The following is a 23300-nucleotide window of genomic DNA, read 5'->3' as shown; positions in this document are numbered from 1 at the left end:
GAGTAGGGACCGTTGGCTGTCGTCGGACTCCCTCGGACAGCGGTTATACGGCGGGCCCCACCGCCGGAACGCGCCCCCATTTTACCCTGGCGGGCACCGATCCGCGTCACAGCCACGGCCGCCGCCGTTTCCTCAGTCGATGTCCGGTCTTCACCATCGCCCCGGGGAACCGCTCAGGACGCTGAAATACGGTCCGAACAGATCACCAGGCGGCGAGCACGCCGTACACGAGGGCTGATGGATCGGAGATCTCGATGGCACCTTCCCTGCGACGAACGGCCGCGCGGTTCGCGGCGGCCGCGGCGATCGCCTCGTCGTTGGTGGCCGCGGCGCCGGCTCAGGCCGACGTCTACGTCCCGATCATCGGCGACGGATCCTCCTGGGCGCAGAACGCGATCAACCAGTGGCAGGCCGACGTCGCCGCCGCCAAGAACATGACCGTGAACTATCCGGGCAACGGCTCGACCGTGGGCCGGCAGTCGTTCGCCCTCGGGACGATCGACTTCGCGGTGTCGGACCTCCCCTACGGCCTGACGGACTCCGGCGCCACCGACGTCCCGCCGACCGCCACGCATCCGTTCAAGTACCTGCCCATCGTGGCGGGAACGACCGCGTTCATGTACCACCTGGAGGTCAACGGGCAGCGCGTCACGAACCTCCGCATGACCCAGGGCACCGTCGCGAAGATCTTCACCGGCGGCATCACGTACTGGGACGACCCGGAGCTCGTCGCGGAGAACCCCCAGCAGCCGCTCCCGCACCAGCGCCTCACACCCGTGGTCCGGTCCGACGGAGCGGGCACCACCTGGCAGCTCACCAACTGGCTGGCGACCAGGTTCGCCTCCCAGTGGGACGGCTATTGCCGCGCCAACGGCCGGCCGGCCCCGCCCTGCGGCGCGACCTCCTTCTTCCCCGCCGGGCCGGGCGTCGTCGCCCTGAACGCGTCCATCGGCGTGTCCGGCTACGTCGCCTCCGCCTCGGGGAACGGCTCGATCACCTACGTCGAGGAGTCGTACGCCCGGAACAAGGGGTTCCCCATGGTGAAGCTGGCCAACGACGCCGGTTACTACACCGCGCCGAGCCCGCAGGCCGCCGCTGTCGCGCTCTCGCAGTCCTCCGTCGATCCGGCCACCGGCCTGGTCGACCCGACCGGGACCTACTCCGGCACCGACCCGCGCTCGTATCCGTTGTCCAGTGTCAGCTACGCCATCGTCCCGACGTCGACGAACGAGCCGTTCTCCGCGAACAAGGGGCAGACCCTCGGCGACTTCCTCACCTACGGGCTCTGCGAAGGCGCCCAGCATCTCGACCTGCTCGGCTACGCGCCCCTGCCCGCGAACCTCACGCAGTACTCGCTGCAGGGCATCCCGAGCATCCCCGGCGCTTCCACGAGGGGAGCCGACCCCGCGCAATGCGCCGCCCCGAGCACCGCGATCCTCGCCACGGCGGCCCAGCCGTCGCCCTGTGATCGCGTCGGCGCGACCTGCGGCGGCCCTCCGACCAGGACCGCTCCCCAGTGGTACATCAGCACCACGATCCCGCCGGGCATGCTCGCCATCACGGTCCCGACCGGCTCGCAGGTCACTCTGCCGTCACCGACGCTGAACGACACCGCGGACCTGTTCCAGACCACAGGCCGCCTCGCACCGCTGACCATCACCGACAACCGCGCCGGCAACCCGGGGTGGACGCTCTCGGGACAGATCGCCGACTTCTCCGACGGCGCGACGCACAGCGTCAACGGCCAGAACCTGGGCTGGAACCCGGTGCTGATCGACCACTCGGCCGGCCAGAACCCGGTTCCGGGCCCGACGGTCGCGCCGGCACACGGCGTCGCCCCGAACGACGTCGGCACGCTGGGCCTGAAGTCTCCTCAGGTGCTGGTGTCGACGGGATCCGGCAACGGGCTGGGCACTACGCACGTCACGGCCGACCTGTCGCTGAACGTGCCCACGACGACCGTCGCCGGGACCTATGTGGCGGACTTGGTGCTCACCGCGATCTAGTGGTTCGGTCCGGAGATTCGCCGCGCGAGTCTCCGGACCGGGTCCCCAGCCCAGCCGGGTCGCGCAGACGTGATCCACTCTGCCATCATCAGGACCCGATCATTAAAGTACGGGCAACGGGGAACATCATGAAGACAAACAAGAAGCTGACAAACCTGACCGTCGCGATAGCCGCGGCGGCAGGGGCCGTCGTCGGCGTCCAGACTCCGGCGCACGCCGGCAGCAGCGGCCAGCAGATCATCTTCATCGACAACGGCGGGAACATCAGGTCGTTCCTGATCACCGGCACCGCGTGGAACGGAGCCCCCTCCAGCGGCTGCTTCCAGACCCAGGGCTGGCGGACCGCGGTCAGCGGCTGGTGGTGGCAGGGCGACACCACGATCCTCCCGAACTACAGCGACAACTGCACCACGGCGGGCGTCACGGCACCCCTCGTCCACGCCTACATCGACAAGTCCAGCCGGGGCGACTGGTGGGCGGTGCCGGACGCGACCGGCTGGCTCAAGTCGGGCGCCAAGCAGATCGACTTCTTCGACAACCAGCATCGGACCAATTCGATGTATGTCCAGGGCACGAACCAGGACGGCAACGGCGCCGCGCACTGCGTGTCCACTCCCGGCTACGAGACGGTGGACTCCAACTGGTGGTGGAAGGACCAGGTGCATGTCTCGTTCTTCCAGAGCGGCGACTGCAGCGGCACCAAGTTCTCCGACTCCTACCTGACGGTCGCCGGTTTCTCGCCGAGCAACACTTTGGCGATCGTCGACCGCTGAGTCCGGCCTCCCGGGGAAGGGGGGCGCGCCGGCCCGAGTCACTTGAGCCGGCGCGAACCCTGAGGCTTCTTCATGAGGTACACGACAGCCGCGGTCGCCACCCCACCGACCCCGATGGCCAGCAGGATCGGCGTGGCCTGTGCGCCATGGGATGTGCTGGCAGTGCCCTCGGCCGAAAGCGCGACGCCGGGCGACGTGGCCGAGGCGGCCGACGACTGGGCCGTCGAAGTCGGCGCCCCCGACGAGGACGCGGCCGGCGACAGCGACGACGGCGCGGCGGCCGCGTTCGCGGACTTGGCGGGCGTGGCCGAGGCCGACGGCGTGCTCGACTTCGGCGCGCTGCTCGGCGTCTTCGAGGCCGACGACGAGGTGGTCGGATGGCCGCCGGCAGAGCTCGGCGTCGTGGGCGTGGTGCCCGGCGCCCCGGGGCTGTAGGCGTAGACGCGCAGGTGCCGGATGTCGAACTCCGCGGGCAGCGCCGCCGACGCACTGGGGGTGCCGGTCAGCGTGTCGCCGTTGCTCGTCACGAAGCCGATCCACCGCTTCATGGAGGTGGATTTGGGCGATTTCAACAGCACCTTGCCGTCGACGCTCACCGACTCGTAGGTCGGCGTCCACTCGATCACGTAATCGTGGAACGCACCGCAGTAGGAGCCCGGCACCCTGGCCTCGGACTTGTCGCCGCCGTAGTTGATGGTCACGTAGGCGGCCTGCTGCCCGGGCGCGGTGGCGGGCTTGGCGAGGAGTTCGACCAGGGTCGCGTCGCCGTCGTCGCCGTCCGGCGGCCACAGCACCGCGTAGGAGTCGATGCCGCCGATCGTGGGCGCCATCGCCTGGAACTCGTAGCGCCCGTAGGTCTGGGCCAGACCCCACATCCCGACGCCGCCGGAGGTGTACGCCTTGCCCTGCGAGGCCTTGCGCTCCATCTTCACGCGCAGGGTGCCGTCGCTGGTCGACACCTCGTCGGCGCTCCACGCGTTGGCGCCGATCCCGTAGGTGCCGCCGTACTCGCCCCACACCGAGCCCGGCTGGGAGCCGGTGAAGTCGTCGCTGGCGACCAGCCGCCAGCCGGCCGGCGCGTCCGCGACGGCGGCCGCGGCTGCCGCGTCGGCGGCCGGCAGCGGGCGCGGCGTCGCCCCGACCGCCGTGCCCGGCACGGCCCACAGCGCCAGCGCCTCGGCGGCCTGCTCCCTGACCAGGCCCATCCTGTTCCTCATGGCACCGCCTTCCGCCGACTTCCCCATTCCGCACCGACTCCCTGGTCGCAGGATCACACCGACGCCGTCTTGCCGTCCTCGAAGGTGTTGGCGGACCAGGCGTTGCCCGTGGCGTGGGTGTTGAACTCGGTGACGGGCATGTAGCCGTCCTTGTACTTGCGCGCGAAGACGTTGTTCTTCACCACGATGTAGCTGGTCGGGGCGCTGGCGCCGCCGGCGTAGATGGAGAAGCCCCAGGTGGCGAAGTAGTTGCCGTCGATGGTGACGCGGGTCGGCTGGCCGCCGTCGGTCTCGAACATGCTGATCGCGCCGTTGACCGTGTTCACGTCGACCAGGGTGTTGTGCTGGATCAGCAGCGAGGTCCCGGCGTCCGGGGACCCGCTGATCCGGATCGAGTCCAGCTCGCCGTCGGCGGCGGTGAACCAGTTCGGGTCGTGGATGTAGTTGTCCGCGATCACGCCCTGGGTGGTGTCGATGCCGTGCTTGCTGATCCCGTGGATGTTGCAGTTCCGCACGTTGACCACGCCGCCGGGGTCCATGATGCCGTCGCGCATCTCGGTGTCGGAGGCGCCGATGATCTCGACGTTCTGGACCGTGAGGCCGTGGTAGCCGACCCACTGCAGGATGCCCCAGTCCGCCCGGTCGCCGCCACGGGGATTGGTGATCCGCACATTGCGGATGGTGACGTTGTTCGCCTCGACCCGGATGTCGCCGACCAGGTCGATGTTCTCGACGACGGCGCCGTCGGTGTTGACGTTGATCTCACCCTTCTTGGACACCAGGTGCGCCCCCGGCGTGACGCCGGTGTTCGCCGCGCTGGGCCAGGAGCCGCTCGGCGGCTTCAAGGAGCCGGCGGAGTTGGACGAGGACGTGGCGGAGGACGAGGCCGCCGGGGCCTTCGACGAGGCCTTGACCCCGGCCGACTTCGACGGGGTCGCCCCGGTGCGCGCCGACGTCCCGGACGAGCCGGAGGTCGCGGGCGCGGAGCTGCTCGCCCCGGTCGTCCCGCTCGCCGCACTGGTCGCCGGTCCGCTGGGCGTCGCCGTCCCGGCGCCGCTGGTCTGCGACGGGAGCACGCCCGCCGATTCCGGGGACGCGGCGTGCGAACCGCATCCGCTCACGGCGGCCAGCGTGAAAAGCGCGATCACCACAGCCGCTTTGGTCGACGGGTTCCGATTCACCGGGCGAACGTACCATCGGGGGCGACTTCTTTGCATCAAAACTCTGCTTTGCCTTTGCTTTACCTTTCGGTGGCCGACCGGGTTACCGGCGGTGGACACCTGGTCGCGGCGGAAATCATGCGCTTTATAAGGCAGAAATCCTCCGCCTTATGCCAGCCCGGACTTCACCAGCCACGCGTGCGCGACATCCGCCGGCGCCTTGTTCTCGACCGATACCTGCTCGTTCAGCTGTCCCAGCTCGGCCGTCGTGAGCTTCGCGGAGACCGCGTTCAACGCGTCCGCCCCGGCCTGCGGCAGTGCGGACTTCACCGCCAACGGGATGACATTCTGTGAGCCGAAAACGTTTTTCCCGTCAGCCAGCACGACGAGGTGGTTCTGAACGATCGCGGGATCCGAGGTGAAAAGATCGACGACTTGTACCCGGCCCTGGTTCAGCGCGCTGACCGAAATCGGTCCGCCGTAGTCCAAAGACTGGAAGCTCTTGAAGTGCAGCCCATAGGCGCCCTGCAACGCGGGCAAGCCGCTCGGCCGCGTCTGGAAGTCCGGAGCGCCTCCCAGGACCAGTTGCGGCGCCTGCGAGGCCAGGTCCGCGATCGCGGCGAGCCCGAATTTGGAGGCCGTGGTCTGGGTGACGACCAACGAGTCGTTGTCCTGCGCCGGCGCGGCGTTCAGGAGTTCCAGCTCCGCGGGCAGCTTGGCGATCACCGCGGCGTCGATGTCGTCGGTGGTCTTCGCCGTGGCGCCCGGCTGGAGGTAGGCGAGCAGCGCACCGTTGTATTCGGGTATCACGGACACCATGCCGCTTCTCAGCGCGTTGTAGGCGACTTCGCGGGCTCCCAGATTGAGCTTCTTGGTCACCGTGAGGCCCTTGGCCGTGAGGGCTTGGGCATAGATCTCGGCCAGGAGCGCGCTCTCGGGGAAGTTGAGGCTGCCCACGACGATCTGCGAAGGCGCGCTGCTCGACGGGGACGTCGACGGCGAGGCGGGAGACGTGGCAGGAGTCTGCGAATCCGGGAGCAACGAGGTGCTGGTGCCGGTGCTGTGCGTCGTCGGCGCGCCGCTGACCGATGAGGTGTCAGGGTCCTTGTTACCGCTGCTGAGGTACCAGATACCCACACCGGCCGCGATCGCGAGGACCGCCATCGAGGAGACGACCATGGGAACCGCTGACCGCTTGGGTCCGGAGGGTGGGGTTCCGTTGGTCGGGCTGTTGGGGGTCGGGAGATATCCGCTCATCGTCGCCGGCACTGGCACCGGCACTGGCACTGGCACTGGTGGCTGTATCGACACTGGTGGGTGTATCGGCATCGGAGCCGGTCCCGGACTGGTTCCGGTCAGCGCGTCCAACACCTGCCGGATCCCCGGACGTCGCGCCGGGTCCTTGGCGAGGCAGCTCTCGACGACCCCGGCCAGGGCTGTCGGCACACCGTCGAGGTCCGGCTCGTTGTTGACCACCCGGTACGACAGCTCCAGCAGACCGCCGGTGCCGAACGGCGGCCTGCCGGTCGAGGCGTAGGCGAGCGTCATGCCCAGGCAGAAGACGTCGGCGGCGGCGGTGACCGTGCCGTCCTGGAGCTGCTCCGGGGCCATGAACCCGGGGGTCCCGAGGATCTGCTGCGCCGACGTCAGCGCCGTCGCGTCGAAGGCCCGCGCGATGCCGAAGTCGATCACCCGCGGCCCGTCCGCCGCCAGCACCACGTTCGACGGCTTGAAATCGCGGTGCACGACCCCGGCGGCGTGGATGGCGGCGAGCGCCTCGGCCAGCCCGACCGCGAGCACCCGCAACGGATCCCCGCTCAGCGGCCCGTGCTCGCGGACCGCTTGGTCCAGCGACGGTCCGGGGACGTATTCGGTGGCCAGCCACGGCTGTTCGGCGTCGGGGTCGGCGTCGACGACGGCGGCGGTGTAGAAGCCGCCGACGGCGCGGGCCGCGGCGATCTCGCGGGCGAAGCGCGTCCGGAACTCGGGCGACTCGACCAGGGTGTGGTGGATGACCTTGATCGCCACCTGCCGCCCGGACGCCGACCGGCCGAGGTACACGCGGCCCATGCCGCCGGCGCCGATCCGACCGAGCAGGTCGTACCGTCCGATCCGGCGCGGATCGTCGTCGCTGAGCGGTTCCATGCCGATTCCCCCACCCCGAGGTCCGTCGATCCCGTCGATCCCGTTGATCCCAGGATGCTGACACTATCGGGGTTCGGTCCGCTCTCGGTAACGCCCTGCTATGCCACCAGGGCCGGTCCGCCGCGACGGGGTCCGCGGCGGGATCCGGGGCGAGGTCCGGGATGGGGATCCCGCTGGGGCGCGGCCGACGCCATGGCGGTGAGCAGCGTCGATTCGGCGATCAGGCCGGAGGCCAGCAGGACGGCGACGCAAGCAGGGCCGTCGGATGGTCCGGACAGGTCTGAGGATCGGGCCCCGGCGCGGGAGGCCAGCGGCGGCACCCCTGGTGCGGCGATGTCCCCCGCGTAGAACACGGCCCGGCCGGTGTTCGCGGCGACCGGTGCGGGCCGGTCGTCGAAGACGACGTCGGCGAAGGTGGCGAGCGCCCCGGTCCCCAGCACGCGGCACAGATCCTCGCCGTGGGCCGGCCCGCCGGAGCGGATCTCGACCGTCACCGCTTCGAAGTGCCGACCGGCGGCGGCGACCTCGACCCGGGCGAAGCCGCGATGCACGCCCACGCACCGCAGAACGCCGGTCAGCCACCGGGTCAGCTCCGGCATCCGCTCGGCCGGGAAGGCGGAGGCGGGGTCCAGCCCCGCGGCTCGCGGCCGCACCGAGCGGATCCAGGTCTGCCCGGCCCAGGTCAGCGCTTCCACGTCGAAAGTCGGCCCGCCGAAGTACGGCTCGGCCGTGAACGTGTCGCCGAGCATCTCCCCGGCGGCCGCCGCGCTGCGGATGGCGTCCAAGTCGGCGGCGGTCCGGGCCAGCCAGCCGTCGCGGTCGGCGATGCCCGCTGAGTCGCGGATGACGGCGGGGAACCGGACAGACCGCCGGATCTCCGCGTCCGTGGTGCCGGGCCCGAACACGCGGCCCTTCCCCCGCGAATAGCCGTGCCGATACAGGTGGTTGCGCAGTTCGGCGCGGTTGCGGATCAGGGCTCTGGCTTCCGGGTTCTGATGGTCCAGCGCCAGGCCGATCGCCGCGGTCAGCGCGGATCGCGCCCAGCTGTCGGGATCGCGCGACGGTCCGAGGTCTCCGGGGTTGACCAGCGTCACCACCAGGTCCTCGCCGGCGAGGGCGTCCTGCTCGGCCGACCGGACGTCGGCGTCGCGGGTGACCATGCGGGTGCGGACGCCCCGCTCGGCGGCGGCGGCCACGAGGCGGTCCAGGCTGAAGCCCGGGGCTTCGACGGCGGTGACGATCATGCCGGGTCCTCCCAGCTGCGGTGCGGGTCGAAGGCGAGGCGGCTGGTGACGGCGCCGGCCATCGCAGCGGCCGGGATGCGGGCCGCCCCGGTCGCGGCGCCGTGCGCGGTCCCGTTCGCAGTCCCGTTCGCCGTTCCAACCGCCGCGCCGGACATGCCGCCGGACATCCCGCCGGACGCCGCCGTCCCCGGGGCCGCGCCGACCGGAACGATGCCGCGCGCCCGGGCCCGGAGCTCCGGCAGGGTCGGCACCGCCACCGGCAGTCCGCGGCCGGCCAGCCAGCCGTCGTCGTAGACGGTGTCCAGGTGCCGGTCGCCGCCGTCCGCGAGCACGGCCACCACCCGGGCCCCGGGTCCGGCCGTGAGCGCCTCACGGAGCCCGACGAGCGCCGCCGCGCCGGACACCGGGCCGGTCAGCACTCCTTCGTGCCGGGCCAGGGCACGGCACGCGCCGGCGGCGTCGGCGGTGGGGACCCGGTAGGCGGCGTCGATGAGGCCCAGGTCGAGGTTCCACGCGATCCAGCCGCGGCCGGAGCCCGGGCTGCGGGTGGCGGCGGGCAGGTCGGCGGCGACGACGCGCACGTGCGGGGCCTGCTCGCGCAGCCGCCGGGACAGGCCGGCCAGCTGGCCGCCCGCGCCGACCGGGGCCACCAGGATGTCGAAGTCGCCGCCGGTCTCCTCCAGGATCTCGCGGGCGGTGGTGAGGTAGTGCGCCTGCGAGTCGAGCAGGCTCAGCCGCTGGTCGGGGCGGAAGGCGTCGGGGATGCCGCGGGCCAGGCGGTTGGCCACCGCGGCCGGCGACTCGGAGGCGGCGCCGTCCGAGCCGTCCCGGACGCCGTCGGCAGCCAGGACCACCTCGGCCCCGAACGCCCGCAGCGCGGCGCGGGTCGCGGCCGAGGCCTCCGGCCCGACGACCACGATCACCCGATAGCCGCGCGCGGCGCCGACCATGGCCAGCGACACCCCGAAGTCGCCGCTGGACGCCTCGACGATGGTGCCGCCCGGCCGCAGCAGGCCGCGGCGCTCCGCCACGTCGACGATGTGGCGCGCGGGGCGGTCCTCGGCGCTCCCTCCGGGGTTGGCGCGCTCCCACTTCACCCACAACCGTCCGGTCCCGTTCGGAACCAGGCGCTGGAGCCGGAACAGCCGCGCGGTCCCGACGTGGTCCAGCACGGTGTCGGCGGGGCCGGGGGGCAAGGCGGTGGTGGTCATCCTCGGCACTCCTCTCACGGTCGTGGTCGTGGTCTCGGTCGTGGTCGTCGGTCTCGGTCTCCGTCCCGACCAGCTTCGCCGCCGCCGATACCGATCCGGTCCCCGCTCGATTCCCAGCTCGATTCCCCGCTCGATTCCCTCCCGGCTCCCGCCCGCTCTTGGCGCGCGCGAGCACGTAGGGTGATCGCATCGGATAATTGCTTCATATATGGATGAAACGGACCAGGCCGGGAGGCGCGGATGCCGCATGACCTGCGCTTCGGCCTCATGGGGCCGTTGGAGGTGTGGTTCGGGGAGGAACGGATCCCGCTGACCGCCCCGCCACTGCAACGGCTGCTTGCCGCACTGCTGGTGGACGCCGGATACGTGGTCTCGGTGGACCGCCTCACGGACGCGATGTGGGACGCCGATCCCCCGGACAGCGCTGTCCACCAGATCCGCAAGGCCGCTTCCCGGCTGCGGCACACGCTGCCGGACGGCACCGGCCTCATCGAGACCGCCGGATCCGGCTACCGCCTGGCGGTCGCCGACGAGCAGGTCGACCTCCAGCGGTTCGCCGCGTCCGTGCGCGCCGCCCGGGAGCACGTCGCGCGCGGCGAGCCGACGGCTGCCGCCGCCGGGCTGCGCGCCGCGCTGGCGCTGGTCCGGGGCCCGTTCCTGGACGGCGCCCGGACCGCCTACTTCGACGCGGTCGCGGTCGGGGTGGAGGAGGGCCGCCTGGCGGCCCTGGAGCTGCTTCATGAGACCCGGCTCACGCTCGGCGAGGGTGCGGAGCTGGTCGGCGACCTGCGGACGCTGGTGGCGGAGCATCCGCTGCGAGAACGTCCGCGCGGGCAGCTGATGCTCGCGCTGTACCGGGCGGGCCGGCAGACCGAGGCGCTGGCCGAGTTCGACCAGTTCCGCCGCCAGCTTCGTGACGACTTGGGCATCAACCCCGGCCCGGAACTGGCGGCCCGCCACGCGGCGATCCTGCGGGAGGATCCGCGGCTCAGTGTCGTGCCGCAGGAGGCGACGAGGCCGGCAGAGCCGGGAGTCTCCGCGGACGGGACAGGGGAGGTCGCCCGGTCGGCGAGCGCCGGCGGTTCCGCCGGAGGTCCCGGACCCGCGGGCCTCGGCGGCCCGATCCCGCGGTCCGCTTCCCCCGCTTCCGCTTCCCCCGCTTCCCCCGCTCCCGCTTCCGTTCCCGCCCCCGACACCCTCCCCTACGACGTCCCGGACTTCGTCGGCCGCACCGACGAGCTCCGGCGGATCGCCGCCGTGGCCGTCGCTCCCCGCTCCACCGGCGCCCGGATCGTGGCGATCGACGGCATCGGCGGCAGCGGCAAGACCGCGCTGGCCGTCCGCGCCGCTCACGAGGCGGCCCCGCACTTCCCCGACGGCCGGCTCTACATCGACTTCGCCGCCTACACCCCGGGGCAGGCCCCGGCGCAGCCCGGCACCGTCGTCGAGAACCTGCTGCGGATGCTCGGCGTCCCGCCCGGCGAGCTCCCCGACGACCACGACCTCCGGATCGCCCGCTGGCGCCGGGAGACCGCGGACCGCGCCCTGGTCGTAGTCTTCGACAACGTCCTGGACACGGCCCAGATCCGGCGGCTGCTCCCGGCCTCCCCGCGCGTGCTGACCATCGTCACCAGCCGCTCGGCGCTGCTCGACCTCGACGGCGCGGTCCCGGTGCCGCTGGCCGAGCTGACGGCCGCGGAGGCCCGGAGCCTGCTCGGCCACACCCTCGGCGAGGACCGCGTGGCCGCCGAGCCGGAAGCCGCCGCGCGCCTGGCAGAGCTCTGCGACCACCTGCCGCTGGCCCTGCGGATCGCGAGCGCCCGCCTCCGGAACCGGCCGCGCTGGAGCCTGGACTACATGGCCGGACGGCTCGACGACCAGTCGGGCCGCCTCGCGGAGCTCAGCGCCGCCGAGCGCAGTGTCGAGGCGACGTTGCGGTCGTCGTACGACGCGATGGACGAATGGTCCCGCGCCGCGCTGCGCGTGTTGGCCCAGCATCCCGGACGCGTCCTGGACGCCTACGCGACCGCCGCGCTGTTGGACTGCGCGCTGCCGAAGGCGGAGCAGACGCTGGAGAATCTGTTGGACACGCGTTTCCTGCTGGACCTGGGCGTCGGGGAGTACGGCTTCCACGATCTGGTGAGGGCCTTCGGCAACGGCCTCAGCGACGAGGACACCGCACCCGAGGACCGCGCCGCCTTCGGCCGCCTGGTGGCCTACTACCGGGCCGCCACCGACGCCGCCTGCCACATCGTGTTCTCGGGGTGGCGGCCCTTGGCCGGCACCGAGGTCCCGTTCACCGGTGTGCTGCCGCCTTTCGACACCGAGCCGGCCGCGCTGGAGTGGTTCGACCGCGAGCGGGCCGGCCTGATCCGCACGGTGCGGCGCGCGGTGGCGGCGGAGTTGCCGACGCAGGCGGTCGCGCTGGGCCGTAACACAGTGTTCTTCCTCAACCTGCGCGGGCTGTTCGAGGACTACCACCAGGTGGCTCGGGACGCCCTGGACGGTGCGCGTCTCCTGAACGATCCGGCGCTGCTGGAACTGTGCCTGTCCAACCTGGCGGTCGCGTCCTGGAAGCTCGGTCGGCTGGAGGAAGGCGTCGCTCTGGCGCGGGAGGGTCTGGCGGCGGCCGCGGAGACCGGCGACCTGGCGGCCGAGGCGGGCTGCCGCGGATCGCTGGGCCTGCTGCTGACCACGCTCGGCCGCCGGTCGGAGGCGCTGCCGCACGTGGAGCGGTCGATCACGCTCAACCAGGAGGCCGGCCGGCTGCGCGAGGCCGCCGAATCGTGGACCGTGCTCAGCTCGCTGAACGAGAACCGCGGCCGGACCGAGGCCGCGGTGGCGGCGGCCCGGGAGGCCGGGCGGATCGGGCGGGAGCTGGGAGCGGTCGACGTCGAGATCGCCGCGTTGGTCGACGAGGCGGCTGCGTGGTTGAACCGGGATGGTGAGCAGTGGGCAGGGGTTGATGGATCCGGTGCCGAGCCAGGTTCCGGGCCTGGTTTCGGCACCGGCGGCAGTACCGGCCCTGATCCCGAGGCCGGGCCGGGCGCCGAATCCGGGCCGAGCCCTGTCCCCCACCCCACCGACCTCGCCGAAGCCGCGCGTTGCCTGGACCGGGCCGCCGAGCTCTCCGACGAGTCCCGCCTCCCCGCCAACATCGCCCTCGTGCTGGCCTACACCGGTCTCGTCCGCCAACTCCAGGGCGAGACCGGTGCGGCGGCCGAGCTCGCCGACCGGGCCCAGCGCCTGGTGGAGACCGCCGGATCACCGGTCCGCCAGGCCGCCGTGGCCAACGTCATCGGCCGCCTCCACTACCACTCGGGGCAGTATCGGTCAGCGCTGGATTCCTTCGAGTACGCGCACCGCAAGGCCTCCGCGATCGGATTCCGCATCGAGGCCGCCCGCGCCGAGAACGGCATCGCCCGCTGCACGGACGCCCTCAAGCACAGCGCTGCTGGAACCGCGGCCTGAACCAGACGGCTCAGAAGCCCGGCTTCACGACCACGCGAGGTCCCATTTCCGACGCGACCGACTGTGAGTGATGGCTCACAGACCCGGCCGGAAGGATCGCCGCGGCACCCGCCGTCAGGCCGGTGACTATCAGTACCGTAGCGATCACGCTGCGCTTGAACTTCGTCATGAGCTGCCCTCACTCAGTGGCTGGTTGATGGTCAGTAGAGCTTCCGCCAGCCTGATCCCACTTTGTTCCCCACTGGATACCTGGGCCGACGCTAACACGCGCTCAGACGATCACCGGCGCGTAGGGAAAGGTGTCCGTCGGCTTGAACGGCACCGACTCCTTGGTGACGGCGGTGGTGAAGGCCGTGTTGGTGGCCAACGAGAACATGACATCCGGCGCGGAGTCGATCAGGGACCGGCCGTTCCAGACGCCGTATCCGAACACCGCCTCGGTGCCGACGGTGTAGGGCAGCACGTTCGGCAGCAGCTTGTCCGCCACGGCACGGCCATACGTATCCGGGTCGACGGCGGTGCCATAGGCGGCCACCACCTTGGCGATCGCCGCGGCGAAGTGCTCACCGAACTGCTTGCGGTCCTCGGCCGGCGTCGCCGTGTTGAGGTGGTCGGCGAGGTGGTCATCATGCTGCGCGAACAACGGATGGATCATCGGCAGCCCGGCGCGGTTGATCGTCCGCCAGCCGCCCGCGTCGGTGGCCAGGACGGTCAGCGCCCAGGAATCGATCCGTCCGTCCGGAGCGGAGGCCAGCAGCTCCTCGTCCGGGACCTCCAGCACGATGGCGTAGACGTTGTTCGCCCCGAACGGCACGTTCTGCGCCGTGGCCGGGCTCCACTGCGACAGGTCGGCCTGCGTACCGGCGGCGAAGGCGTCGCCGACCGCGTGCAGCACAGTGGCGTCGAGGAAAAACGGATCATGCGCCGGCCCGGCCCACAGCCGCACCCCGCCCTCACCGAGGATCTCCTCCCCGGTGAAACCGGTGGCCAGCACCGCACCCTCGGCCCGGTCGTCCCCGGCAGAGGGGCCGTCGAGGCGGGTCAGGGTCAGGCTTTGCCGGTCGCCGGAAGCCGCGCCGAAGGCGAAACGGTAGGCGAGTTCGGGACTCTGGTCACCGTCGCAGTCGATCCGGAATTCGTACCGGGCCTCGGGGTGGAAGCCGTGCGGCGCGTCCGGCCCGGCGATCGACGGCGAGAGGTTGACCAGGAACACGGTCCCGGTCCGGCCACGGAAGACGTAGTAGTCGGTGATGTCGAGCCGGACATCGGCCCGAGCCTCCGGGGAGTCGAGGTGGTGCGACATGGGTTGGTACCTGCCTTCGTCAGAGAGCCGCCGAGAGGAGAGTCCGTGGTTCGCTCCTCGGACTCCATGGCTCATCGTGATCGCCGCGGGATCACCTGACTTGAGTGAAGAGACTGCGATACCCGACGGTCATTCGCGCAGTCGGCGATCAGAACCGGCAGAAGACAGCCGTGACGTCGTCGTGGATCTTGCCTTTGAAGGCACCCGGCGCCGTAGCCCGCTCCTCCGCACGAACGTCGGCAACCACCTCGCGCGGGCCATACTTGTCCAGCCGATCCAGCACATCACGCCAAGACCGACCGTAACGCTCGACCAACCGCGTAACACCGTCGGTCATCAGCGCCGCACGAGTGACGACGGCGCGCGGCACACTGCCAACAACAGCCCTCTCGGCGGCCTCGGGCTTATTGGACGCGATCCAGAACCCGGCGTCGGTGTTGCGCAACCGACGCACGGCAGCGAGGGAGTAGTCGTCGAGGAAGGCTGTGCGGTCATCCAGCCCGATGATCAGGCCACTGTCATCCCCGCCGACCTCGATGAGCACCGCCGAGTCGCCCAAAACCGCATAGTCGACGGTATCGACCCCGCATCGCAACATCGCCACGGTCGTCGACGGACTGTCCGGGTTGGTCAGATCGCAGGCATCGCCGTGATCGGCCATGGTCGCCGCGATACCGTCGCGAAGGACGTCGACCAGACTCGCCGACCGATCGCGCAGCAGTGCCACCGCGAGATTCGGGGCGAGGTGCGCGACCAGCCACGGCACGTCGTGGACACAGCCGGAGTCGACACCGGCGGGAGCGGTGGCGCCGTCCAGGACGAGGACGAAGGTCTCGGTCGCGAGGACGAAGTCGTCGTTGGGGCGGTCGGGGGAGGCGGCCTGGCAGTGGTAGGTGACTTCCATGGCTAAGTCAGCTCCCGAATTCGATTCAAGAGCGGTAGAAGCCTGTGGTCGCTCAGAAGGCTCCTTTCAAAGTCTGCCGACGCCGTCAACCGACCGACCTGTTCACTAGGCAGATTCTGCAACTCTGCACCGACGAGCAGGGCCGCAAGAGCAGTCACAAGATAATAAGGTTCAACCATGACGAGTCGGCCCCGCATATCGGTCGCCAACAACACTGTAACCAGATTCTCGTAGGCCTTCCCAGCTGCCCGTCGATCCAGCACCAACAATGCCTCCAGCAGCATGCGACTCTCAGTCTTCAGCTCAGAATCAAGGCTGAAATAGCCGCTCGAATCCCCTACACGATCCCTAAGCGGCCGCAGATCATGACTCAGTACGTCGTCGATCACGCCGGCCGTAAAGTGCGCCTTTCTCTCAGCGCTATATCTCGCGGAGTGCATGTCGCCGGGAAGCGCCGCATCTCCCGGCGGTATATCAAATGTCCATCGCAGGTCAGGGTCCGGAGCATCCAGCACAAACCCTCGAGTCGCAGGCTTGAGAGTGATGTCGCGTCTACGTCCAGACCACTCGCGAAAAGTGTCCAGACTGTCCACAAGCCCGTCCCACCCACCAGAGCTCAACATCGCCCGCCACAACGCCGCATGGCGCCGCCACTCCTCGATCGCGTCTTTCCCATCGCCGAACAAGCGAGTAGCGCGTAGTTCCCCACCAGCCAGTGTGGCGAGCAGCACCAGATTCGCACTCCACGCCGCATGCCGCTCCACTACGTCCGCTCGCCGCGGCGTATACGCAGCATAGATTGTCTCAGTACGCTCCATGAGGGCGTCAGCGTGAAGGATGACAAGTGCTTCGGCTATCACCGCGCGTTGGTTCGTAGACTCGCGCCCCAGCAGCATCCAGAGGAACGAGACGACAGCATCTCGCGAAGCAAGGCACTCGAACGAAAGCAGCGCATGCAGCATGGCATCGTCGACCGTCCGGCGCGAGGCACCGGATGTCATCCGTACCAGCTCCTTGGCGACATGTCTGGCGATCAAGAACTCGCTGAAGGTCGAGTGGAGGAACTCGTATGTCCGCGATATGCGAGTACCCTGAGTCGCCATCGTGTTGTGGATGAAGAAGAACTTCCCGACCGCCTGCTCCCCCGCCGAAAGCGGCGCCCGCAGCCCTCGCGAACTCGGAGCCGAGTCGAGCTTGAGTGCCAGCAAATCCTCCGTCAGCTCGGCCTCGGCGGCCCATTGCGAGCGCCTGTTGAACATCGCGAAGGCGACGATCGCCAGCCGCTCCAACTCCAGCTCGATCCTGGCGCTCATATCGCTGGTGTCGCCGCTCTTGGACAGCTCGCGGCGACAGAACTCGTGGAAGAGGCGTTCGTAGACATCGATCGGGTCGAGCGAGGTGAGGCTCGCGAGCCCGTTCTCCGTCGCCACGTCGTAGAGCGCCAGCATCAGCAACAACAGCGGCTGTTCGGCCAGCTCGGGATACCGCAGGACGCAATCCGACGGAATCGGCCGCCACGTACGCACAGCGAACGTGTCACCGTTGATCGCGTTCCACACCCGCAGCCAGGCAGCCACCTGGTCCTCGTCGAACGGTTCCAGCCGCAGTACCGGCGTCGTCCCCGGCAGGCTCGCCCGGTCGGCGACGGCCGTGCGGCTCGTCACCACCACCGCGACCGGCCGGCCCTGGTCGGCTTCGCGTTCCTGGAAGCGGACCACGTTGTGTAGGAAGTCGGTGCGGGTCACGCCGGTCGCCTGCAACAGCTCGTCGAAGCCGTCGAGCAGGACGACCGGGACCGCGTCGGGTGCGGCGTCGACGAAGCGGGGCCACTTCACGGTCTCGCTGGTCGTCAGGCGGATGGCTGCCTCGATCTGGTCCTGGAGGTCGGCGTCGGCGTCCACCTGCCGCAGTTCCACCCGCACCGGAAGGAACCCTTCCTGAGGCAGTCTGGCCGCCAGCACCTTGGTGAGCACGGACTTGCCCGAGCCCGGCTGGCCGAGAATCAGCAGCGGGCAGGAGAAGGCTTTGGGCGAGACCAGGTGCCCGGCGAGGACCCGCACCAGATCGTCGGACACCGGCTGCTCCCGCCACCACTCCTCGCTCCCGACGACACCGCTGCAATACGTGAACCGGAACCGGTGGTCGATATAGCCGTCGGCGAGGCTGGGGATCCTGATGTCGTCGTCGTCCTGGCCACTGGGCGCGATGGGTTTTTCGAGCGCGGCGCGGTAGGCGCGTGTCAGTGCATTGTGACTGTCCGGGCCCACCGCATCGCGCACCGAGGTCAGCAGGTCTTCCAGCCCCGCAAGACCACTCAGCACCCCATCGAGAACCTCGCGCTGTCCTCGGAAGGTCAGCCACACGCGGAACTCGGTGCTGACGCCCGCCAAACTGCGCAGCTGCGCTTCGTATTCCGCCGTGGCCAACTCCGGCACCTCAGTACGGACGAGCGTAATAAGCCGCTCCTGTTCCGTCTCGTCAAGGTGGTCCCAGGCGGCGAGCCCGGTCAGATGGGCCGCGATCGATTCCGCCAGGGCCGCGTAGAAGTCAACGATCGGAGACTCGTCGATGACGTACGGCGTGACAAGATCCGTTCGCGCCAGGTGCTTCACGAAAGATTCCTGGTTCAGCTCCGTGGTGGTCCCACCCATCACCAAAACCATCTGCTGCTGCGCATTCAGCCCCGGGACCGGCACGATCCCCAGCCGGTCCCCCACCGCGTCCAACGCCTCGAAGAACGCCGTCACCACCACCACCGCGTGCGCCGCGTAGATCCGCTCGCGCCGCGTCACGCGGTTCGTGCCCCGCAGCCGCTCGCCGAGGCTCCGCAGCACGCGGTTCCCGAGCTCGACCACCTCGGTCCGCGCCTCCAGGAGGTCGATGCCTCCGGTGGCCAGCAACGCTCCGCCCGCGACCTTCCCGAGGAAGGCGACGATGCGGTTCTCCTTCTCTCCGAGCAGTTCGAGCGCATAGGCGTAGCTCATGGATCGGCGCATTGCGGCGGCCCCCCTCGACCCAGCGAATCAAAGCTCTACCAGCGTAGAGGGCGCGCCTGATCCACTACCGGCTCTCGCTCGGCCTCGTCGTCTTCGTCCTCGGCGCCTCGGCGAAGAACTCCACGAGCACCAGCACCGCCACGCACGCGATCGCCAGCCAGAACACCACCAGCCCGGTCGGGTAGTGCCACAGCGCCAGCGCCACCCCGGCGATCAGCACCGCGCCCCAGGTGATCCACGGCCGGTACCGGTACACGAACCCCCCGACCGGCCCGGTCTTCATCCCGAGGCCGTCGGCGAACTGGCGGGTGGCGTCGATGCCGACGTGCCAGAAGCCGCGGACGATCACCGCCGGGCGGGACGGGCCGGACAGCCAGGCCGCCAGGCCGACGAGCAGTCCCAGGACCGCGGTCGTGCGGCAGGTGGTGATCAGGAAGCGGGACATGGTGTCGTAGACCGAGCTCGCCGCGGCCTGGGAGACGTCCGCCGGCAGCGCGCCGAGGTAGAACGTGCGGCCCAGGCGGACGCCGATGCCGACCAGGCCGGCGGCGACGAACACGCCGAGGCCGGCGACGACCAGCGCGCGCCGGCGGTCGCGGGCCAGCAGCACGCCGCCGGCGACGCAGGCCAGGGCGATGAACGGCAGCCAGTTGCCGACGATCTGGAGCAGCCGGAACCAGGTGCGGTACTTGCCGATGTTGTCGGCCTGCATGATCGTGAAGCTGGTGTGGACCTCGGGGAGCTTGTCGGCGACGGTGATGCCGTCGGCGACCAGTTCGGTCTTCACCCGGTCCACCAGGGGGGCCAGGTCGACGGTGACCGCGCCGTTCTGCACCTGGACCGCGCCGCCGCCCTCGCCGGTGAGCAGCTTGTTGACGGAGGCGTGGGCCGCGCGGTTGGCGTTGTCCCAGAACGTGGCGAACCAGTCGCTGGCCAGGATGTTCAGGGTGCGGTCGTGGACGAAGCTGGTGAGCGCGCCGGTGATCGGCCCGGAGGCCTTCTGGAGCAGCTGCTCCAGCCGCGGGCGGTCGTCGGGGGCGACCTCCTGGGCCAGGGTCGCGATGTCGAGCTGGCTCATGATGGCGGTCGTGACGCGGTTGGCGGTCGCGGCCTGGATGTCGGGGTCGGTGGCCAGCGGCGAGACGGTGTCGACGTAGCGGCTGGTGTCGCCGACGATGCCGGCCGACCAGGTGGCGACCACGCTCAGCGGGGCCAGGACCCAGGCCAGGAAGATGAGCAGCGCGGAGAAGAAGGACCGGAGCCGGTGCTTCTTCGGGGTCGCCTTGGTGGCGCCGGCCGATTCGAGTTCTGCGACGCGGGCGCGCAGTGCGGCGAGTTCGGCGCGGTCGACGGCTTCGCTACCGCCGTTGCCGCTGTTGCCGCTATTGCCGTGCTTGGCGCTGTCGCTGCGCTTGGCGGAGGCGGACCTGGACTCGGGCTCGGCCCCGGCGTTGCCCCCGGACACAGACTCGCCGGCGGACTCAGCACGCTCCGCGGCGTCCTCGCCGTCGGCTCCGGTGGTCATCGCGCGTTCTCGTCTCGGTCTGCGACTCGGTCCATCAGCACTCCCGGAAACTCGTCCGCCCCTCCTCCCCTGACCGATACCGCCGCATACGCCGCCCTAGTCTGCGGTTTCCGCTGATCCACCCGAATGCCACGCACAGCGCGTGCGTCCCGCCGTTCACTCCTAGCTTCGGTCTTAAGAGGCGGTTTGGAAGAGGAGAGAGGAGCGGCACCAATGGACCACCCACTGCTGAACGCGTTCTGGATGATTTTCTGGTTCTTCCTTTGGATCATGTGGTTCATGCTGTTGTTCCGCGTGATCGCGGACGTCTTCAGCGACCACAGCCTGAACGGCTGGGGCAAGACTGCTTGGATCGTCCTGGTCTGCGTGCTGCCGTTCATCGGCATCTTCATCTACCTGATCGCCCGCGGCCACGGCATGGCCACGCGCGCGCAGATGCACGCCGAGCAGAACAAGGCCCAGTTCGACGACTACATCCGGCAGACAGCCAGTTCCTCCGGCGGCGCCCAGGGCGGCACCGTCGACCAGCTCGCCAAGCTCGCCGACCTGAAGTCCTCCGGCGCGATCAGCGAGGCCGAGTTCGACCAGGCCAAGAAGAAGCTGTTGGCGGCCTGATCCCCCTCGCCGACCCGGAATTCCGAGGCGGACACGGCTGATGACCTTCCACGCCGCGTCCGCCTCGGCTTTCTCCGTGTTCCGGCGGGCCCGCTCCGCCGGATGGCGGCCCGAAGCCCGATGAGAGCCCGATGACCGCTGACGACGACAAGCGCGGACGGCGGGCCGACACCGCGGCCCGCCGTCTGGCCGCGCGCGCCTCGCAGCTGGCCGCCGCCGTCCAGGAGCTGCGCGGCCGGCTGGCCGAGCGGCACCCGAAGGCGGCGGAGGTCGTCCGGTTCGGGCTGGCCCCGGACACCATCGACCGCTGTTTCGCGGTGGCGGCGCAGATCTTCATCACCGCGATCCCGATGGCGATCGCGATCAGCGCGTTCCTGCCGCAGCGGGTCCGCAACCGCGTCCGGGAAAGCGTCAGCGACCAGCTCGGCATCCAGGGCGCGGCGGCGCAGGACGTGTCGGCGTTCTTCAACGGCAGCGACTCGCTGCGGGACGCGATCGGCGTGGTGGGGCTGCTGGCCGCGCTGATCTCGGCGACCAGCCTGACCCGCCGCCTCCAGCGGATCTACGAGAACCAGTGGCGGCTGCCGCCGGGCCGGATGACGACCTCGGCCGCACGCTGGGCGCTGTGGATCGTGGTGTGGATCGTGCTGCTGGCCGCGCAGGGGCCGGTGCGTTCGGGCCAGGGCGGGCTGCTGGTGCTGGGCTGGGTCGCGTCGGCGCTGATGAGCGTGGCCCTGTGGTGGTGGACGCCGCATCTTTTGCTGCTCCGGCGCGTCGAGTGGCTGCCGCTGCTGCCGACGGCGCTGCTCACCGGCCTCGGGCAGACGCTGGTCGGTATCGGCTCGCGGCTGCTGATGCCGACGGTGACCGGGCGCAGCGTGTCCGAGTACGGGCCCTTCGGCCTGGTGCTGAGCCTGATGACCTGGCTGCTGGTGGTGGCCGGGGTGATCGTGATCGGCGCGGGGGTGGGCCGGATCCTCGGCGAGCCGGGGCCGAAGCGGGAGCCGGAACCGGAGCCGAAGCCGAAGCCGACGCCGGAGACGCCGGAACCGGAGACGGCGTCGGAACCGGCGCTGCGACCGGAGCCGGGATCCGCCGGCTCCTGACCCGTTCGAACCCTTCGACGCGCGCCGTCGATATCTCCCGATTAGCGTATATCCATGCTGAAACGGCTGATCGCCTCCTGGATCATCCTCGCGCTGGCCTTCGTGCTGGCCGCCTGGATCTCCCCGGGTATGGACGTCCACGGCGGGCCCGTCGGCTGGCTGTGGATCGCCGCGCTGTTCGGGCTGCTGAACCTGGTGCTCGGGACGATCCTCCGGCTGTTCACCGCGCCGTTGATGCTGCTGACGCTCGGCCTGTTCGGGATCGTCATCAACGCCGTGCTGCTGCGGCTGGTCGACGCCTGGTCGTCGGACCTGGAGCTGGACGGCTTCGGTTCGGCACTGTGGGCCGCGATCCTGATCACCGTCCTCACCTGGCTGCTCGGCCTCACCCCGCTGGGACGCTTCGAGCGCACGGCGAAGCGGCATTGAGGCAGGGCGGAGGCCGACCGTGAGCGACGCGCCCGATCCCGCGCCGGACCCCGCCCCCTCCCCGTCCCGTTGGCCGCTCCCGGCCTGGGCGGTGCGGGCGACGGCGTGGAACCTGGCCGTCATCGTCGCGGTCGCGGTGCTGGCCGGGCTGATCTGGATGCTGGTGAAGCTCAGCGCCGCGGTCATCCCGCTGCTGATGGCGCTGCTCGCCACCTCCCTGCTCGAACCGCTGACGCGGCGGCTGACCGACCGGATCCACAACCGGTCGGCGGCTGCCGGGCTGGCCTGCGGCGTGCTGGTCGCGGTGGTCGGCGGCACCGTCTTCCTGGTGGTCCGCGCCGTCGTCGACGCCTCGGCCGGCATCGGCCGGGCCCTGGACCGGGTCGGGCAGCGCCTGGGCGTGGGCTCGGTCGACGACGCCGTGTCCTCCGCGGCCGAGGCGCTGAAGTCGATGGGTTCGAAGACCGCCTCCGCGCTGGCGGCCGGCGTCGTCCAGGGCGTGTCGACCGCCGCGCAGGTGCTCACCGGATCGGTGCTGGCCGTCGCGCTGATCTTCTTCCTGCTGCGGGACGGCCGCCTGTTCCCGTCGCTGGTGGCCGGCACGCTGCCGGAGGCGCCGGCCCGGGCCGCGATCCGGATGGCCGAGCGGGCCTGGTCCGCGCTGTCCGGCTTCATGCGCGGCACCACGATCATCGCCCTGATCGACGCCGTATTGATCCTGGTCGGGCTGCTGATCCTGCGCGTGCCCGGCGCCACCGGCCTGGCCGCGCTGGTGTTCGTCGGCGCGTACGTCCCCTACATCGGCGCCTTCCTGTCCGGCACCGTCGCGGTCTTCGTCGCCCTCGGCGACCAGGGCGTGGGCACCGCGATCTGGACGCTCGGCGTGATCCTGGGAGTCCAGGTGATCGAGGGCAACTTCCTCCAGCCGATCGTCCAGTCCCGCACGGTGTCCCTGCATCCGGCGGTGGTGATGTTCGCGGTCACCGGCGGCACCGCGATCGGCGGCATCATCGGCGCGCTGCTGGCCGTACCGCTGACCGCCGCCGCGTTCGGCATGGCCGCCGAATGGCGGGTCCTGACCCGGCCGCCGGAGCCGCCGGACCAGCCGGGACAGCCGGACCAGCCAGCACAGCCAGGTCAGCCAGGTCAGCCGGGTCAGCCGGACCAGGACCCGCCGGCGGTCCTTCAGTAGCCG

General features: G+C 70.4%; 17 protein-coding genes. 7 read left to right on the top strand and 10 right to left on the bottom strand.

Annotation, left to right across the window (positions count from 1 at the left end):
• The first annotated feature begins 254 nt into the window (after window positions 1-254).
• Both ABD481_RS10830 and ABD481_RS10825 read left to right on the top strand, forming a co-directional pair.
• The gene (locus tag ABD481_RS10830) at window positions 255-2006 is read left to right on the top strand and encodes a substrate-binding domain-containing protein (protein WP_344665440.1); all 1752 of its coding nucleotides are present in this window, start codon (window positions 255-257) and stop codon (window positions 2004-2006) included.
• A gap of 128 nt (window positions 2007-2134) precedes the next feature.
• The gene (locus tag ABD481_RS10825; protein WP_344665439.1) at window positions 2135-2779 is read left to right on the top strand and encodes a hypothetical protein; all 645 of its coding nucleotides are present in this window, start codon (window positions 2135-2137) and stop codon (window positions 2777-2779) included.
• A gap of 38 nt (window positions 2780-2817) precedes the next feature.
• Here the strand turns inward: ABD481_RS10825 and ABD481_RS10820 are convergent, their stop codons facing one another.
• The 5 genes from ABD481_RS10820 to ABD481_RS10800 all read right to left on the bottom strand — a co-directional run bounded on the left by ABD481_RS10820 (window position 2818) and on the right by ABD481_RS10800 (window position 9756).
• Entirely contained in the window at window positions 2818-3996 is a 1179-nt protein-coding gene (locus tag ABD481_RS10820; protein ID WP_344665438.1) for a glycoside hydrolase family 16 protein, read from the bottom strand.
• A gap of 53 nt (window positions 3997-4049) precedes the next feature.
• Window positions 4050-5177, bottom strand: coding sequence for a hypothetical protein (locus ABD481_RS10815; RefSeq protein ID WP_344665437.1), 1128 nt, complete (start codon window positions 5175-5177; stop codon window positions 4050-4052).
• 147 nt (window positions 5178-5324) lie between these two features.
• Window positions 5325-7301 (bottom strand): glycine betaine ABC transporter substrate-binding protein, encoded by a 1977-nt coding sequence (locus tag ABD481_RS10810; protein WP_344665436.1) that lies wholly within the window; start codon window positions 7299-7301, stop codon window positions 5325-5327.
• A 98-nt stretch (window positions 7302-7399) separates the two neighbouring features.
• The gene (locus ABD481_RS10805) at window positions 7400-8545 is read right to left on the bottom strand and encodes an ATP-grasp domain-containing protein (RefSeq protein ID WP_344665435.1); all 1146 of its coding nucleotides are present in this window, start codon (window positions 8543-8545) and stop codon (window positions 7400-7402) included.
• Window positions 8542-9756 carry a PLP-dependent cysteine synthase family protein gene (locus tag ABD481_RS10800; RefSeq protein ID WP_344665434.1) on the bottom strand — a complete coding sequence of 405 codons (1215 nt, stop codon included), beginning with the start codon at window positions 9754-9756 and terminating at the stop codon, window positions 8542-8544. The genes ABD481_RS10805 and ABD481_RS10800 overlap by 4 nt, the downstream gene beginning before the upstream one ends.
• 240 nt (window positions 9757-9996) lie before the next feature.
• On the opposite strand from ABD481_RS10800, the gene ABD481_RS10795 reads away from it, so the two are divergent.
• A complete protein-coding gene (locus tag ABD481_RS10795) occupies window positions 9997-13227 on the top strand; it encodes an AfsR/SARP family transcriptional regulator (RefSeq protein ID WP_344665433.1) in 3231 nt (1076 codons plus the stop codon).
• 10 nt (window positions 13228-13237) lie between these two features.
• On the opposite strand, the gene ABD481_RS10790 is transcribed toward ABD481_RS10795, so the two are convergent.
• The 5 genes from ABD481_RS10790 to ABD481_RS10770 all read right to left on the bottom strand — a co-directional run bounded on the left by ABD481_RS10790 (window position 13238) and on the right by ABD481_RS10770 (window position 19955).
• Window positions 13238-13396 carry a hypothetical protein gene (locus ABD481_RS10790; protein WP_344665432.1) on the bottom strand — a complete coding sequence of 53 codons (159 nt, stop codon included), beginning with the start codon at window positions 13394-13396 and terminating at the stop codon, window positions 13238-13240.
• Window positions 13397-13498: 102 nt separating this feature from the next.
• Complete coding sequence (locus ABD481_RS10785) at window positions 13499-14530, bottom strand: DUF4331 family protein (protein WP_344665431.1); 1032 nt, start codon at window positions 14528-14530, stop codon at window positions 13499-13501.
• A 148-nt stretch (window positions 14531-14678) separates the two neighbouring features.
• Window positions 14679-15434, bottom strand: a complete 756-nt coding sequence (locus ABD481_RS10780) for a protein phosphatase 2C domain-containing protein (RefSeq protein ID WP_344665430.1) — start codon at window positions 15432-15434, stop codon at window positions 14679-14681.
• A 2-nt stretch (window positions 15435-15436) separates the two neighbouring features.
• On the bottom strand, window positions 15437-18418 hold the full coding sequence (locus ABD481_RS10775) for an NACHT domain-containing protein (protein ID WP_344665429.1): 2982 nt from the start codon (window positions 18416-18418) through the stop codon (window positions 15437-15439).
• A gap of 76 nt (window positions 18419-18494) precedes the next feature.
• Window positions 18495-19955: a hypothetical protein gene (locus ABD481_RS10770; RefSeq protein WP_344665428.1), complete on the bottom strand. Its 1461-nt coding sequence runs from the start codon at window positions 19953-19955 to the stop codon at window positions 18495-18497.
• A 213-nt stretch (window positions 19956-20168) separates the two neighbouring features.
• Between ABD481_RS10770 and ABD481_RS10765 the strand changes: the two genes are divergently transcribed.
• From ABD481_RS10765 to ABD481_RS10750, 4 genes are all read left to right on the top strand, one after another.
• Window positions 20169-20570: an SHOCT domain-containing protein gene (locus tag ABD481_RS10765; RefSeq protein ID WP_344665427.1), complete on the top strand. Its 402-nt coding sequence runs from the start codon at window positions 20169-20171 to the stop codon at window positions 20568-20570.
• A gap of 131 nt (window positions 20571-20701) precedes the next feature.
• Window positions 20702-21676, top strand: a complete 975-nt coding sequence (locus ABD481_RS10760; protein ID WP_344665426.1) for a ribonuclease BN — start codon at window positions 20702-20704, stop codon at window positions 21674-21676.
• A 54-nt stretch (window positions 21677-21730) separates the two neighbouring features.
• Window positions 21731-22105: a phage holin family protein gene (locus tag ABD481_RS10755; protein WP_344665425.1), complete on the top strand. Its 375-nt coding sequence runs from the start codon at window positions 21731-21733 to the stop codon at window positions 22103-22105.
• A 19-nt stretch (window positions 22106-22124) separates the two neighbouring features.
• Window positions 22125-23297 (top strand): AI-2E family transporter, encoded by a 1173-nt coding sequence (locus tag ABD481_RS10750; protein ID WP_344665424.1) that lies wholly within the window; start codon window positions 22125-22127, stop codon window positions 23295-23297.
• The last annotated feature ends 3 nt before the right edge of the window (window positions 23298-23300 follow it).

It is taken from the genome of Catenulispora yoronensis, assembly GCF_039531695.1.
Lineage (GTDB): Bacteria > Actinomycetota > Actinomycetes > Streptomycetales > Catenulisporaceae > Catenulispora > Catenulispora yoronensis.
The sequence above is the reverse complement of the archived record's forward strand: the minus strand, read 5'-3'. Positions and strand labels throughout refer to the sequence as shown.

Excerpts from the sequence above, each read along its gene's own strand:
- ABD481_RS10830 (WP_344665440.1), top strand. The coding sequence starts at position 255 with ATGGCACCTTCCCTGCGACGAACGGCCGCGCGGTTCGCGGCGGCCGCG.
- ABD481_RS10825 (WP_344665439.1), top strand. The coding sequence starts at position 2,135 with ATGAAGACAAACAAGAAGCTGACAAACCTGACCGTCGCGATAGCCGCG.
- ABD481_RS10820 (WP_344665438.1), bottom strand. The coding sequence starts at position 3,996 with ATGAGGAACAGGATGGGCCTGGTCAGGGAGCAGGCCGCCGAGGCGCTG.
- ABD481_RS10810 (WP_344665436.1), bottom strand. The coding sequence starts at position 7,301 with ATGGAACCGCTCAGCGACGACGATCCGCGCCGGATCGGACGGTACGAC.
- ABD481_RS10805 (WP_344665435.1), bottom strand. The coding sequence starts at position 8,545 with ATGATCGTCACCGCCGTCGAAGCCCCGGGCTTCAGCCTGGACCGCCTC.
- ABD481_RS10800 (WP_344665434.1), bottom strand. The coding sequence starts at position 9,756 with ATGACCACCACCGCCTTGCCCCCCGGCCCCGCCGACACCGTGCTGGAC.
- ABD481_RS10795 (WP_344665433.1), top strand. The coding sequence starts at position 9,997 with ATGCCGCATGACCTGCGCTTCGGCCTCATGGGGCCGTTGGAGGTGTGG.
- ABD481_RS10790 (WP_344665432.1), bottom strand. The coding sequence starts at position 13,396 with ATGACGAAGTTCAAGCGCAGCGTGATCGCTACGGTACTGATAGTCACC.
- ABD481_RS10785 (WP_344665431.1), bottom strand. The coding sequence starts at position 14,530 with ATGTCGCACCACCTCGACTCCCCGGAGGCTCGGGCCGATGTCCGGCTC.
- ABD481_RS10780 (WP_344665430.1), bottom strand. The coding sequence starts at position 15,434 with ATGGAAGTCACCTACCACTGCCAGGCCGCCTCCCCCGACCGCCCCAAC.
- ABD481_RS10775 (WP_344665429.1), bottom strand. The coding sequence starts at position 18,418 with ATGAGCTACGCCTATGCGCTCGAACTGCTCGGAGAGAAGGAGAACCGC.
- ABD481_RS10770 (WP_344665428.1), bottom strand. The coding sequence starts at position 19,955 with ATGACCACCGGAGCCGACGGCGAGGACGCCGCGGAGCGTGCTGAGTCC.
- ABD481_RS10765 (WP_344665427.1), top strand. The coding sequence starts at position 20,169 with ATGGACCACCCACTGCTGAACGCGTTCTGGATGATTTTCTGGTTCTTC.
- ABD481_RS10760 (WP_344665426.1), top strand. The coding sequence starts at position 20,702 with ATGACCGCTGACGACGACAAGCGCGGACGGCGGGCCGACACCGCGGCC.
- ABD481_RS10755 (WP_344665425.1), top strand. The coding sequence starts at position 21,731 with ATGCTGAAACGGCTGATCGCCTCCTGGATCATCCTCGCGCTGGCCTTC.